Genomic DNA, 13,236 nt, shown 5'->3' on the forward strand with positions numbered 1-13,236 from the left:
GGCGTGTAGTTAAAAACTATACGCCTTATAAAAGATTGAAATATAAAAATGAAAAAATTTTATGCCGTTGCTTTAATTATTAGCACTATTTTATTCTCGCTATGGTTTACAGGTAAAAATGATGCTCATAAAGTTGTTGAGCCAATAACACCTCAGGTTAAACACAGTGCGAGCGTAGCTGATTTATCGCCTGTAAAAGTGATCCCTATAGACGTACCTACAGCAAAAAAAACACAATCAAAAAAACAAATCGCGTTTAATGAAGACTTAACAAAAGCAGCGCAGCAAGTGGTTATGCAATATGAAAGTGCACTTAAATTTCCTCCTTATTCTCAGCCATTGAGTCCATTAGATGAAGATCGATTAAAGCCAAATCAATTCTACCCGGTATCGAGCCCTATTGATGAAAGTGGCGATGCTTTAACGTTAAGTCTTAAACAATATCGTTTTGTATACCCAGAAGAAATAACAATAAAGATAAGCGCCCAAGGGCTTGGAAAAGTGGTCGTTGAGCTTGCAAATACTGATACAAAAGAAGTGTTAAATACCCATACAGGCAATGCGCGTGACGGTGAAGCAATTATTACATTTGAAGAGGATGAAGATTACCCTCGTAGCTTACAAGTGTTTGTAGAGGGTGATGTTGCGGGTAAAAAAGTTCCCGTAGTTGCGCAAATTCAATATATGCCGCCGAGTGCAACTTTAACAGGTTTTGAAACTGCTTATGCACAAAACGAAAACATGATTTTGCCAGCTAACATAGTGGTAGTAAAAAGTGGTTTGTATCGTGTTAGGGCTAATTTATACAGTGGCGATACACCACTTGCTCATTTAGTATCTAAAGAGCGGTTAACGAAGGGAAGCCAAACTCTTAATTTGAAAGCTCATTGGTCGGTGCTACCACAAGGCATTACAGATATGCGCTTAAGCGACTTTGTTATTGAGAGAATGTCGCCAAGCCCAGGTGAGCGAAATAGCTTTGGGAATAGTGAAATAAGTCACTTTGATATTAACGATTTTTCGTACGATAGCTTGCAGCAATTACCATATCAGGCTAATGCACAAGAAAAGTTAAGTTTGGAATTTTTACAAGGCTTAGCTGAGAGTTAAAAATAGAACGCAATGCTGAATTGGTAAATTTAAGGGGGTTGTACATAAATACAACCCCCTTAAATTTGTTAGCTTAGATTTATAGTAACTACACTTGGCGCTTCTTGTTCATCAAGCTCATTAGCAACAGGCACTTTAGGAATATCTGGTTTATCAAGGGCTATATCGCCACCATCAATTACTTCACCGGTTTGTAAGTTTTTAAAATCAAACAAGTCGGCGTCAGCTAAATGTGAAGGCACTATGTTTTGCATTGCCGTAAAAATGCTTTCAATACGACCTGGGTGCTCCGCATCCCATTTAGCGAGCATTGTTTTTGTATGTTTACGCTGTAAGTTTTCTTGCGAGCCACATAGGTTACACGGAATGATAGGGTAACCTTGTACAAATGCGTATTGGCTTATGTCGCTTTCTTTACAGTATGCAAGTGGGCGAATAACCATATGCTCGCCGTTATCACTCATTAATTTAGCCGGCATACTTTTTAGCTTTCCGCCGTAAAACATATTTAAAAACAATGTTTCAATCATGTCGTCACGGTGATGACCAAGGGCTATTTTAGTAGCGCCTAGTTCTTTTGCTGTGCGGTATAAAATACCACGACGTAAGCGTGAGCAAAGTGAACACGTTGTTTTACCTTCAGGGATAATATCGGTAACAATACTGTAAGTATCTTCTTCTACAATTTTGTATTCAACATTTAATTTATCAAGATACTGGGGTAAAACATGCTCAGGAAAATCAGGTTGTTTTTGATCAAGATTTACAACAACTAGGTCAAACTTTATAGGTGCTACACGTTTTAAATGTTGAAGCATTTCAAGCATTGTGTAGCTATCTTTGCCGCCAGAAAGGCATACCATTATACGGTCACCTTCTTCAATCATATTGAAGTCCATAACGGCTTGACCAGTTTGGCGACGTAAACGCTTTTGCAGCTTATTTAAGTTAAATTGAGCTTTAGCTTGATCTGAGTGTGACAATTACGCCCCCTAGTAAAACAATACAGCAAAGTTATTTGCTAAAAATAAAGGGGCGTATTATACCCAAACCACCTGAATATGCGAGTTTAGGATGTAATTAAAATTGATTTAAACGTGCCTTATTAACACGTAAAAATAACTCGCTTATAACTTGCACATAAAGCTTAAAATTAATCCTTTGCCATAGGGCTCACGTAACCATCGGGTTTGAGTGCCAGTACATCACAGTCTAGGCTATCAATTACATGCTCTGCTGTATTACCTACAAGAGCGGCACTTAAGCCCGTGCGGCCTACAGTACCAATAACAACTAATTCGCTATTTAACCGCTTCGCTACATCAGGGATTACATCCTCCGGCAGGCCTTCTTCAATAAAACATTGCTCTGGGTTTAAATTAAACTCTGCAGCAAGTGCATTGGTTGATTCATGATGATGCTTTTTAACTGATTCGTTATAAAGTCCTGGGTTAAACTCAGGAATTTCGATGGCAATATTAATAGGAGTTGCAGGGTAGGCATTAACTAAATTAAGTTTTGCGTTGGCAAGTTCACATAAATATTGTGCGTCTTTAATAACGCGTTTATTAAGTGCTACATGTTCTTCATTTTCACTAACCGCATTTACAGCAGCTAAAATATTACCGTTTGCTGGCCATGCCATTTCTTTTACAAATAATACCGGAGCGGGGCATTTGCGTACTAAGTGCCAATCGGTCGGGGTAAAAATAACTGATTTAAGTGCACCATGTTGATGTGTGCCTTTAATTACTAAATCGTACTTTTCATCAATTACAGTATCGATTATGGCTTCGTAAGGGCGGTTATGCCAAACCACTTGGGTTTCAATATTTATATCTTTGTAAGGGGAAACTAAATCGTTTAGCCATAGCTGGCGATCTTTTAGTACGGCATCGCGCATTGCTTCGCGTTCATCGCCAGATAGCATAGTCGTCATTTCGTAAGAGAAGTCGTAAACCGTCATAAAGGCGGTAATACTTGCGCCAGATTTTTTAGCTAAATCTATTGAACGTGCTAAACCGTGTTGATCATCTTTGGTGGGGTCAATAACCGCAATAATGCGTTTAATAGTGTTCATATGCTACTCCATTTACCTAACGGGTGTACATTTAGTGTAACGTAAATATAAAACAGTTAAAGGGGTAGCATATAAATTGTTGTTCTAAATCAAAAAATATTTTCGTTCCAAGTTTTAAATATACTTGATGTTTTTTTGCTCTTTTTTAATTTATAGCGATTTAATTGCGGTGCATGTTTGCCTTTTATAGATTTCCATTTCCTATTCATTGGTAGTACGTAAGTTGCATCGACTCAGTCTCACCTAAGGCCAAAATAGACTGAAGAAGCCTTAACTCATAAGGATATCTAAAATTTAGTAACTCAAAGGCTGTGAAATATACTGAAAAGTTACTTTAAACTAAAAAATTATACTTTTTAATTATTCTTAGATTCCAGTAATATATTATTTTCTTGGGAAAATCCGTAAGTTTCTTTTACAAAGCTTACCCCTGGGAGTAGGTTATAGGTATTGTCTTTAATTGTAGAAAATAAATAATTTTTCCCACCGCGAGTAAATAAGTTAATTAGATCCCAGTATTTTTTTTCTGGGTAAACGGTCATATCAATATCAAGAAAGTGATTATTATTGATATAAATGCCTCTTACGTAATTATCGTCAATGAGCTCTCCCGTCACATCAGATTGTATTCTAATACCCCCTTTCGAACGTATAATACTGTTATGCGTAAAATAAATACTCCCCCAATTAAAAGGAATTGTCACACTTTTTGGCTTGTTTGGATAAGCATTGAGTATAAATTTTTTTGTGTCTAAAAAAGTATTCGCAATGATTTTAACATTTGAATAATAGGTCAGCTCGATAGCAGTACCTTTTGTATTTCTAAACGTATTATATCTTACTAAAGCCTTAGACACTGGCTTTACAGAGGCGAATTTTAAAGAGCCTTTCATGCCTTCGAAAGTATTATTTTCAACTCTAATATCATGCGTACCACCAAAGTTATTATTCCAAGGGTGAGTTGTCGTAACTTGCGTGATATTTTCAAAGTAATTATTACTAATCTTGATTCTGAAAGAATTAATAGGTCCTTCGAAAGAAGATAAGTGAGAAGAAGTAGCTCTAATTGCTGCATCTCCGAAGTTAAAAAATTGATTATGATGCACTGAAATATCAGAAGAACCAGCTAAAAGTAAACCTTGCTCGCCCCAAGCGTAATTAACCTTATCTTTTGTTAGCCCTTCAAAGATGAAGCCTTCAATAGTTACAAAATGTGAGTTATAGAAAGCTAAAATATATTCACCTTCAAATCTATCACACTTTCTCAGCACTACTCCCTTTTTTGCAGAGATAACAACATTACTGATGTTTTTAAAAATTATAGCTGAGCAAATATCATAAACGCCTGGTTGTTCAATAATTAATTCACCATTCTCCTCAGTGTTCAAAATTAATTCTTTTAACGATTGAGAGTCATCGGCCCCATCATCTGGAATCATGAAACTTAATGCTTGAGCACTGAATATACCTAAAGAAAAAATAAACAAGAGACATAAAATATTACGCATAATATTTCCTTTCATTTAGTGAATAAAATAGAAGTTTTTAACGATGATAAAATTGCATTATTGCTTTTGTAAAATGCGCTGCGCCAAATAATGGTACTGAGTTAAATGAAGTTCTTTATTTGTAGAACTTTAATTAAGCCCACTTCTAAAGTATTAGTCGAAGGTAAGTGTAATTGCAATAATTACACTTTATTTACATAACAATTACGAGTAAAGGATTGTTATTCGAGGCAGGTACTAACGAGGTTTTACTATTGCTGCGGTTTTAGCCAAGGCATCATTATCTAAAATTGTAATAAATTTACCCTCTACTTTAATTAAGTCAGCTTTTTGAAAACGACTTAATAAACGGCTAATGGTTTCTACTGTTAGGCCTAAGTAATTGCCTATTTCGCCACGAGTCATTGTAAATCTAAATTCTTTACGCGAAAAACCACGCTCACCAAAACGCTCTGACAGGTTATAAATGAAACTAGCTAAGCGTTCCTCTGCTGATTTTTTATTGAGTAATAGCAGCATTTCTTGATCGTATGTAATTTCACTGCTCATTAAGCGCATTATTTGTTGGCGAAGCTTTGGTAATTTTCCTGATAGTTCATCAAGAGTATCGAATGGGATTTCGCACACCATTGACGTTTCAAGTGCTTGCGAAAAACTGGGATGAGTCATTTTACTTATTGCGTCAAAACCAACTAGGTCGCCCGCTAAATGAAAGCCGGTAATTTGCTCATCACCTCGCTCCGATAGCGTGTACGATTTAAATGAACCAGAACGAACCGCATAAATAGCCTGTAAAGGTGCACCTGATTCAAATAGATAGTCGCCTTTATGGAGTGGTTTTTTTCGCTCAATAATTTCGTCAAGCTTGTCCATTTCTTGGCCATTAAGTGAAAATGGCAAACACAATTGACTAATACTGCAGTTATTACAGCTAATAGCACAATTACCTTTAGCGCGACTTTGAGAGAAATCCATAATTTAATCCGTTTAAATTTTTATACACGACTGCAAAATAACCATAAAGGTTAATAATGCGAATAGATTAATGTACCAGTTTGTCAGTTGCAATAATCAATAAGTAGATACCATACCAAATTATAACACTGCCTAATACAATTCGGGTCCATGGATGGTTAATAATAGTATTTAGTTTTTGCGCGGTAATGCCTAATGTGATCATCGCGGGAAAAGTACCCAAAGCGAAGCAAAGCATAACTAAGGCACCGTCTAGGGCACTTGGGCTAGTCATCGCCCATGTAAGCGCTGAGTATACAAGCCCACAAGGTAGCCATCCCCACAACGCACCGTAACCTAGGGCTTTAAAAGGAGAGTTAATAGGCATTAAATATTTATTTAGCTTAACAATATGTTGCCACACCAAGGTTTTACCAATTTTCTCTAACCATTGCAAAGTAGGGCCCAAGCGCATTATATACACACCAACGAGGAGCATAAAAATAGCTGCAATGAACGAAAGTACTAAAGAGAAGGAGGTGTTTTGCCTTGCAAATTGGCTGCTAATACCAGCAACAAGTGCGCCTGCTGCCATGTAGCTCAGAGCACGTCCAATATTATAAGCAAATGAATAGGTAAATGTTTTGCGTTTGTCACTTGCTAGTTGTAATGAGCTTGCAATACCGCCACACATAGCAATGCAATGACCGCTACCTATTAGCCCCATTAAAAAAGCGCTGGTATAAAGAGGGTCAATCATTACTTTTGTTATGTTGCTCTTTGTCATCTTCAAACAAAATACTATGACCTTGCTTGTTTAAGTCAGAAAACTGCTCGCTTTTCACTGCCCAAAAGAAAACACCAATAGCAATAATGACGAACAAAATGGCGATAGGGATCAAAATGTAAATTATGCTCATAACTTTAATAGCCTTAGTGAATTACTAATCACAATAATTGAGCTGGCAGACATGCCAATAACAGCCATCCAAGGAGCAACTAAGCCCAACGCTGCCAGTGGTAATATTGAAGCATTATACAATAAAGACAGCGCAAGATTTTGCTTAATAATACGTCTGGTTTGTTTTGCTACATTAAGTAAGTGACCAATGGAGGCTAAATCGCTATTAAGAAGTACTACATCGGCGCTATTTTTTGATATGTCTGCACCGGTTTCCATAGCAATAGATAAGTGCGCACTAGCAAATACCGGGCTGTCGTTTACACCATCACCTACCATTGCAACGACTTCATTTTGTGAAGACCATTGCTCAACGGCGGTTTGTTTATCTTGTGGAGAACATCCAAATTGCACACTTTCAAGTTTAAGTTGCTTAGCTACTTTTTGCCCAGCATCTGACGCGTCACCGGTTAACATGTGACACGTTAAGTTTTGCGATTGAAGTGAGTCTATAAGCTTTTTAGCATCGCTTTTCACTTTATCAACAAAGTAAAAACGTGCAACAACTTGCTTATTTATATACAAGCTCGCTTGTGCATTTGATTTTTTGCTATTAAACCAACCACTTTTACCAATTGCGTAATGATTAGTTGCATCTTGTGCGCTAATTCCCAGCCCTGGATGTACTTCAACGTTATTAAGACTGCGGTGAGCTGGCGTAAACTCATCAAATGCACTGGCGATAGGGTGCTCAGAATAACGCTCTAGCATGGCTGCCATATCTAGCACTTGCGCTTTTGTATACTGTTTATCGATTATATCTACTTCATCAAGGCTAAATTTACCTTGCGTAAGCGTGCCCGTTTTATCAAATGCAAATAAAGTAATTTGAGAGAGGGTTTCGAGCACATGCGCTTGTTTTATCAATACACCTTTGCGAGTAAGCGTTGCCACCGCACATGTAAGCGCGGTAGGTATAGCTAAGCTCAGGGCACACGGGCAGGTAGCAACTAAAACCGAAATGGTAATCCAAAATGCGTGTTCAGGATCAATTTGGTACCAGCCAATGGCTGTAAGTGAAGCAAATATAAGCAGGCACGCTATAAACCATTGCGCAACTTTATCTGTAATTTCAACCAGTTTAGGGCGTTTAGTTAATGCATTATGTTGCAAGCGTATAATTTGATTTAAAAGCGTATTTTGGCCAATTTTATTAATTTTTATTTCAATAACGCCGTCGTGGTTAACGCAGCCGGCGTAGACATTGTGGCCAATAAATTTTGTAACGGGTTGATGTTCCCCCGTCATCATTGATTCATCAACCGTAGTTTTACCTTTAATTAATTCGCCATCGGCAGGAATTGTTTCGCCGGCTTTAATGAGTACTACGTCATTAAGTTTTAGTTTTTTGGCTGCTATTATAAGCTCTTCGCCACTTTCGTTAATAGTGCGGGCTGTTAATGGCAATAATTTTTGTAAGTTGGCAGTAAATTCGCTCGCTTTTAAACGCGCTCTAAATTCAAGGTACTTACCTAATAAAAGTAAAAAGGTAAACATGCACACAGATTCAAAATACACTTCGCCGACTTGCATAAATGTGGCGTAACAACTTGCGCCAAACGCACCAAAAATAGCCAGCGATACGGGTAAATCCATATTGAGCTGTTTTGCTTTTAAGCCATTTATAGCATTGGTTAAAAAGGGCAGTGCGCTATATAAAATAACCGGAGAGGCCAGTACCAAGCTGATCCATCTAAAATACTGCTCAAAGTTACTGTCCATGCCTGAAAACATGCCAAAGTACATGGCGAACGCAAACATCATTACTTGCATGGTCATTAAGCCTGCAACACCTAAACGGCGAATATAGGCTTTGGCAGTTTGTTGTTTTTGCTTAGCTTCAATATCTGATTGAAATGGGTAGGCTTTATAACCAATTTTAGCTAAGGAAGTAATAACCTCACTCAACGGGGTGCTGGTTTTATCCCATTGAATCATCGCGCGGTTGGTAGATGTATTTACATCAACACGCTTAACTGAGGTTAAATTTAAGAGTTGTTTTTCGATAAGCCATGCACAAGCGGCGCAGGTTATACCTTCAACGCTTAATAATACCTCTGAGATATTATCGCTAGTGGCTATAAATTCGTCTTGAATGTCTTCGTTGTCATAACTTTTTATAAATGCGAGTTGCTCAGGTACCAGCTGTTCGACCTTTCCAGCACGAACCGTTCGGTATTTATAATAATCGGTCATACCTTGAACAACAATATTTTGCGCAACAGCTTGGCAGCCAATGCAACACATTGGCTGGGCAATATCGTCAATTATAACGTTTGCGCTAAATCCGTTTGGCACACTTTCAAGGCAATGAAAGCAAGAGTTAGACATAGTTATTACTACTTATAATTAGGAGTAACTAAAACGGTTTGTTCAGTTGGTAACGTTATATTTTCTTTCATTTTCCAACTGCCATCTATTGGCTCAATAAATACTGAGTAGGCGCCTTGTGTATACTCATTAAGTAATGCAGTAAATTCCTGATTGGCATTAGGAGTAAGTGTTGCTTCAAAGTCATGCGCTTTAATGGTGCGATGGTAAAACGAGAGCTTTAATACATGCACGTTACTGCTGTCGCCTTTTGTAAACTTAAAGCTTACACGCTCGTTGGTTACATTCAATTCGCCATGTAAATAAAGTGCTTTTGCTTTTTCAAACTTAGTCAGTTCTAAGTTTATTGCTTTACCTTTTTTGTAGTAGTCGTCAACAACCATATCTGGACCGTTACCTATTGCCGTAATAAATAAGCTAATACAGCCAATAATGGCAACTAACGGAAAAAAGATTAAAAACCAAGGCCAAAAATTTTTATACCACGGAGTAGGTTGCATAGTGTCTCTAAAATTAGTTTAGGAAGCGTTATTTTATAGGAATTATACGTAAAAGACTAAAAAAAAGCCTCACAGTGGAGGCTTTTTTGATCTGGATTAATCTATTGAATTAAATAAATTAATTTATAAACATTTTATTAACCGCGTGCTTATTTATCTTGCGATAAACTGTAAACATAGGCAGTTAATAAGTGAATCTTATCTTCACCTAAAATGTCTTTCCATGCAGGCATTACACCGGCACGGCCGTGGTTAAGAGTTTCTTCAACAGCACGTTGAGAACCACCATATAACCAAATGTTATCAGTCAGGTTAGGCGCGCCAAATGGTAGGTTATGTGCAACCGACCCTTTACCGTCAGCACCATGACATGCGGCACACATTGCAAACTTAGCGGCACCTGCGTCTGCGTCTTTTTGGTTAACAGTACGACCAGAAAGGCTCAGCACATGTGCTGTCATTTCTTTAACGCCTTGTTCGCCAAGAGCAGGACCCCAAGCTGGCATTGCTGCAATACGACCATAAAGAAGTGTTTCTTTAATTTTGTCAGGTGTTCCGCCATATAACCAATCTTTATCAGTTAGGTTAGGGAAGCCAGTACCACCACGTGCATCAGAGCCATGGCATTGCGCGCAGTTTTGTGAGAATAAACGCTGACCAATTTCAATGGCGACTTGGCCATCTGTTTGCTCATGTTTATTATCATTATCAAGTGCTATTTGCTGCGCTGCATCACCTTCAAATTTAGAACTAACTAAATCTAAAACGGGTACTTGTGCAAGTTTATTAAAAATAGGACCAAAGCGCTCTTCTGCAGCTTCGTACTCTTTATCAAGTTTTACAAAGCGACCATCCGCTTTTGCCTCTGCAACTGCTTTTTTAGATTCAGCTAAAGACGTAATACCTTGGTTAGAGCTAGTCCATTTACCAAAACCTTCCCAGTTACCTAAACCTGGGAAAGCTGCAAGGTAATATACCGACCAAGCAAAAGTTGCGAAAAACATGTAAGTCCACCATTTTGGTAGTGGATTATTTAGCTCTTCAATACCGTCAAATTCATGTCCACAGCTTTCACCTTCTTCTACGCCTGCATAGTTTTTTAAGTTCCAAACTAATAAGCCAAAGATGATGCATAAGCATGCAAGGGTTAATACAATAACCCAAATACTCCAAAAGCTAGTCATTTTTCAGACTCCTTTTCCTCGTTAGAGAGCGTGTTGTCATGTTTTTTTTCATCTTCAAAAATGGCATTAGCTGCGCTGTCGAAACGAGTTTTGCTTCGCTTGCTATATGCCCATGCAACAATCACAATAAACAATACTAAAATTACCAGAGTCAAAATACCTCTGTATGTTCCGTAATCCATAATTTTTTACTTCAAGTGGGTACCAAGTTGCTGTAAATACGCGATGAGAGCTTGGATTTCTGTTGCGCCTTTGCCATCATTCATAGCATTAACTTTATCAACATCTGCTTGAAGCTCTGCATCATCGCCATAACCTAAACCCGGATGTTTTGGGTTTTCTGGGTTAATAGCAAAAGTATCACGGAAAAGTTGTAGTTTTTTCAGAGTAAGGCTTGTATCAACCGTATTCTCTGCTAACCAAGGAAAGCCTGGCATGTTTGACTCAGGAACCACAGCACGTGGATCAACTAAGTGAGCATAATGCCAATCGTCCGAGTAGCGCTTACCAACACGAGCCAAGTCAGGACCAGTACGTTTAGAACCCCATAAAAACGGATGATCCCATACTGATTCGCCTGCTACAGAGTAGTGACCATAACGCTCAACTTCATCACGAAAAGGACGAATCATTTGTGAGTGACAGTTAGAACAACCTTCACGCACGTAAAGGTCGCGGCCTTCCATTTCTAAAGCGTTAAGAGGGCGTAAACCCTCCACTGGTTTAGTTGTATCGTCTTGAAACATTAGCGGAGTGATCTCAACTAACGCGCCAAAGCTAATAGCAAAAACAGTCAGAATAGCCATAAGGCCAACGTTCTTTTCTACTATCTCATGTTTGTTTTGTGAATTTTTCTTGCTCATCATCTCACTCCGTTATGCTAATTGTGCTTGCGCGTCTAGTTTCAGAGATTCTTTCTCAGCTGAAATAGTGCGGTAAACGTTATAAGCCATAACTAACATACCCGTTACGATGAATACACCGCCTACAAAGCGCATGATATAGAAAGGATGCGACGCTTCTAAAGACTGCACAAAGCTGTACATTAATGTACCGTCAGCATTTACTGCACGCCACATTAGACCTTGCATTACACCTGAAATCCACATTGCAACAATGTATAAAACAACACCTACAGTGTGTAACCAGAAGTGGGTATTAACCAATTTAACGCTATACATACGACCTTGCGCGAATAACGCAGGAATTAAGTGGTAAATAGCACCAATTGAAATCATAGCAACCCAACCTAGTGCACCTGAGTGTACGTGGCCGATTGTCCAATCTGTGTAGTGAGATAACGCATTTACAGATTTAATTGCCATCATTGGACCTTCAAACGTAGACATACCGTAGAAAGACAACGAAACAACTAAGAAGCGTAGTACTGGATCAGTACGTAGTTTATGCCACGCGCCAGATAGCGTCATAATACCGTTAATCATACCACCCCAAGACGGTACGAATAGGATAATAGACATAACCATACCTAAACTTTGCGTCCAATCAGGAAGCGCTGTGTAGTGAAGGTGATGAGGACCAGCCCAGATATATAATGAAATTAGAGCCCAAAAGTGAACTACCGATAAACGGTATGAGTACACTGGACGACCTGCTTGTTTAGGTACAAAGTAATACATCATACCCAAGAAACCAGCAGTAAGTAGGAAACCTACAGCGTTATGACCGTACCACCACTGAACCATAGCATCTACCGCACCAGCGTAGATTGAATATGATTTAGTTAACGATACAGGCACTGCCATGCTGTTTACAATGTGTAGTACTGCAACAGTAATAATAAAGCCAGCATAGAACCAGTTAGCAACATAAATGTGCGACACTTTACGCTTGATTAAAGTACCAAAGAATACAATAGCGTAAACAATCCAAACCACAGCGATTAAAATATCGATTGGCCATTCAAGTTCTGCGTATTCTTTTGAGCTAGTAATACCAAGTGGTAATGTAATTACTGCTAATACAATAACTAGCTGCCAGCCCCAAAAAGAAAAGGCGGCGAGTTTGTCTGAGAAAAGACGCGTTTGACAAGTACGTTGTACGACGTAATAAGACGTCGCAAAAAGTGCACTGGTACCAAATGCGAAAATTACTGCGTTCGTGTGTAACGGACGTAGTCGAGAGTAAGTTAACCATGGTGTATCAAAGTTAAGTGCTGGCCAAGCTAATTGGGCAGCAATCAGAACCCCAATACTCATGCCAACGATGCCCCAAATCACTGTCATAATAGCGAATTGGCGTACAACCTTATAGTTATACTCAGTTTGTGATGCTACTGTTTGGCTCATTTTCTGGCTTCCGCTGCAATAAATGCGTTTAGAAATGAATTACCCACCTTTAAAAGTGGGGCCTACTATTTTCTCAAGCGTGTTATCTAAAACTTTCAATACATGAAAGCTTCAGAAAAAAAACTTGAGAAACCCTTATTTTTTGCGGGTGAAATGATAAATTTTTTGGCCTAAAAAAGATAGGTCAATTACATAAAATTATGACATCAATCAATGTTTGTGAGCTTGTTGTTTATTTTTTGATACAGTTTGTGCCTAATTTGGCTTAATAGTAACACTCGCACTTGTTATTTGCAGTC

At 38.4% G+C, this 13,236-nt stretch carries 13 protein-coding genes; 1 reads left to right on the top strand and 12 read right to left on the bottom strand.

Annotation, left to right across the window (positions count from 1 at the left end):
- Positions 1–48: 48 nt before the first annotated feature.
- Complete coding sequence (locus tag AAEY62_RS03110) at positions 49–1,110, top strand: hypothetical protein (protein WP_024590467.1); 1,062 nt, start codon at positions 49–51, stop codon at positions 1,108–1,110.
- A gap of 68 nt (positions 1,111–1,178) precedes the next feature.
- Here the strand turns inward: AAEY62_RS03110 and ttcA are convergent, their stop codons facing one another.
- The 12 genes from ttcA to ccoN form a co-directional block, all read right to left on the bottom strand.
- On the bottom strand, positions 1,179–2,093 hold the full coding sequence (gene ttcA / locus AAEY62_RS03115; RefSeq protein ID WP_007585631.1) for a tRNA 2-thiocytidine(32) synthetase TtcA: 915 nt from the start codon (positions 2,091–2,093) through the stop codon (positions 1,179–1,181).
- Between the two features lie 170 nt (positions 2,094–2,263).
- Positions 2,264–3,190 (bottom strand): universal stress protein UspE, encoded by a 927-nt coding sequence (uspE, locus tag AAEY62_RS03120; RefSeq protein ID WP_007585634.1) that lies wholly within the window; start codon positions 3,188–3,190, stop codon positions 2,264–2,266.
- A 356-nt stretch (positions 3,191–3,546) separates the two neighbouring features.
- Complete coding sequence (locus AAEY62_RS03125; protein ID WP_024590466.1) at positions 3,547–4,698, bottom strand: right-handed parallel beta-helix repeat-containing protein; 1,152 nt, start codon at positions 4,696–4,698, stop codon at positions 3,547–3,549.
- Positions 4,699–4,935: 237 nt separating this feature from the next.
- Positions 4,936–5,673, bottom strand: a complete 738-nt coding sequence (locus AAEY62_RS03130) for an FNR family transcription factor (protein ID WP_007585636.1) — start codon at positions 5,671–5,673, stop codon at positions 4,936–4,938.
- Positions 5,674–5,740: 67 nt separating this feature from the next.
- A complete protein-coding gene (locus AAEY62_RS03135) occupies positions 5,741–6,412 on the bottom strand; it encodes a sulfite exporter TauE/SafE family protein (protein WP_007585638.1) in 672 nt (223 codons plus the stop codon).
- Entirely contained in the window at positions 6,405–6,572 is a 168-nt protein-coding gene (gene ccoS, locus AAEY62_RS03140; RefSeq protein ID WP_002963071.1) for a cbb3-type cytochrome oxidase assembly protein CcoS, read from the bottom strand. The genes AAEY62_RS03135 and ccoS overlap by 8 nt, the downstream gene beginning before the upstream one ends.
- Positions 6,569–8,944, bottom strand: a complete 2,376-nt coding sequence (locus AAEY62_RS03145; protein WP_024590465.1) for a heavy metal translocating P-type ATPase — start codon at positions 8,942–8,944, stop codon at positions 6,569–6,571. The genes ccoS and AAEY62_RS03145 overlap by 4 nt, the downstream gene beginning before the upstream one ends.
- Positions 8,945–8,952: 8 nt before the next feature.
- Positions 8,953–9,444 (bottom strand): FixH family protein, encoded by a 492-nt coding sequence (locus AAEY62_RS03150; RefSeq protein WP_010554059.1) that lies wholly within the window; start codon positions 9,442–9,444, stop codon positions 8,953–8,955.
- 149 nt (positions 9,445–9,593) lie between these two features.
- The gene (gene ccoP / locus AAEY62_RS03155; RefSeq protein ID WP_024590464.1) at positions 9,594–10,628 is read right to left on the bottom strand and encodes a cytochrome-c oxidase, cbb3-type subunit III; all 1,035 of its coding nucleotides are present in this window, start codon (positions 10,626–10,628) and stop codon (positions 9,594–9,596) included.
- A complete protein-coding gene (locus tag AAEY62_RS03160) occupies positions 10,625–10,810 on the bottom strand; it encodes a cbb3-type cytochrome oxidase subunit 3 (RefSeq protein ID WP_010554061.1) in 186 nt (61 codons plus the stop codon). The genes ccoP and AAEY62_RS03160 overlap by 4 nt, the downstream gene beginning before the upstream one ends.
- Before the next feature lie 6 nt (positions 10,811–10,816).
- Positions 10,817–11,491 (bottom strand): cytochrome-c oxidase, cbb3-type subunit II, encoded by a 675-nt coding sequence (gene ccoO / locus AAEY62_RS03165; RefSeq protein ID WP_010554062.1) that lies wholly within the window; start codon positions 11,489–11,491, stop codon positions 10,817–10,819.
- A gap of 12 nt (positions 11,492–11,503) precedes the next feature.
- Complete coding sequence (gene ccoN, locus AAEY62_RS03170; RefSeq protein ID WP_007585649.1) at positions 11,504–12,937, bottom strand: cytochrome-c oxidase, cbb3-type subunit I; 1,434 nt, start codon at positions 12,935–12,937, stop codon at positions 11,504–11,506.
- Positions 12,938–13,236: the final 299 nt, after the last annotated feature.

The organism is Pseudoalteromonas sp. GW168-MNA-CIBAN-0100 (assembly GCF_040309225.1).
GTDB lineage: Bacteria > Pseudomonadota > Gammaproteobacteria > Enterobacterales > Alteromonadaceae > Pseudoalteromonas > Pseudoalteromonas arctica.

Coding starts and splice junctions, on each gene's coding strand:
- AAEY62_RS03110 (WP_024590467.1), top strand. CDS start 49: ATGAAAAAATTTTATGCCGTTGCTTTAATTATTAGCACTATTTTATTC.
- uspE (WP_007585634.1), bottom strand. CDS start 3,190: ATGAACACTATTAAACGCATTATTGCGGTTATTGACCCCACCAAAGAT.
- AAEY62_RS03125 (WP_024590466.1), bottom strand. CDS start 4,698: ATGCGTAATATTTTATGTCTCTTGTTTATTTTTTCTTTAGGTATATTC.
- AAEY62_RS03130 (WP_007585636.1), bottom strand. CDS start 5,673: ATGGATTTCTCTCAAAGTCGCGCTAAAGGTAATTGTGCTATTAGCTGT.
- AAEY62_RS03135 (WP_007585638.1), bottom strand. CDS start 6,412: ATGATTGACCCTCTTTATACCAGCGCTTTTTTAATGGGGCTAATAGGT.
- ccoS (WP_002963071.1), bottom strand. CDS start 6,572: ATGAGCATAATTTACATTTTGATCCCTATCGCCATTTTGTTCGTCATT.
- AAEY62_RS03145 (WP_024590465.1), bottom strand. CDS start 8,944: ATGTCTAACTCTTGCTTTCATTGCCTTGAAAGTGTGCCAAACGGATTT.
- AAEY62_RS03150 (WP_010554059.1), bottom strand. CDS start 9,444: ATGCAACCTACTCCGTGGTATAAAAATTTTTGGCCTTGGTTTTTAATC.
- ccoP (WP_024590464.1), bottom strand. CDS start 10,628: ATGACTAGCTTTTGGAGTATTTGGGTTATTGTATTAACCCTTGCATGC.
- AAEY62_RS03160 (WP_010554061.1), bottom strand. CDS start 10,810: ATGGATTACGGAACATACAGAGGTATTTTGACTCTGGTAATTTTAGTA.
- ccoO (WP_010554062.1), bottom strand. CDS start 11,491: ATGAGCAAGAAAAATTCACAAAACAAACATGAGATAGTAGAAAAGAAC.
- ccoN (WP_007585649.1), bottom strand. CDS start 12,937: ATGAGCCAAACAGTAGCATCACAAACTGAGTATAACTATAAGGTTGTA.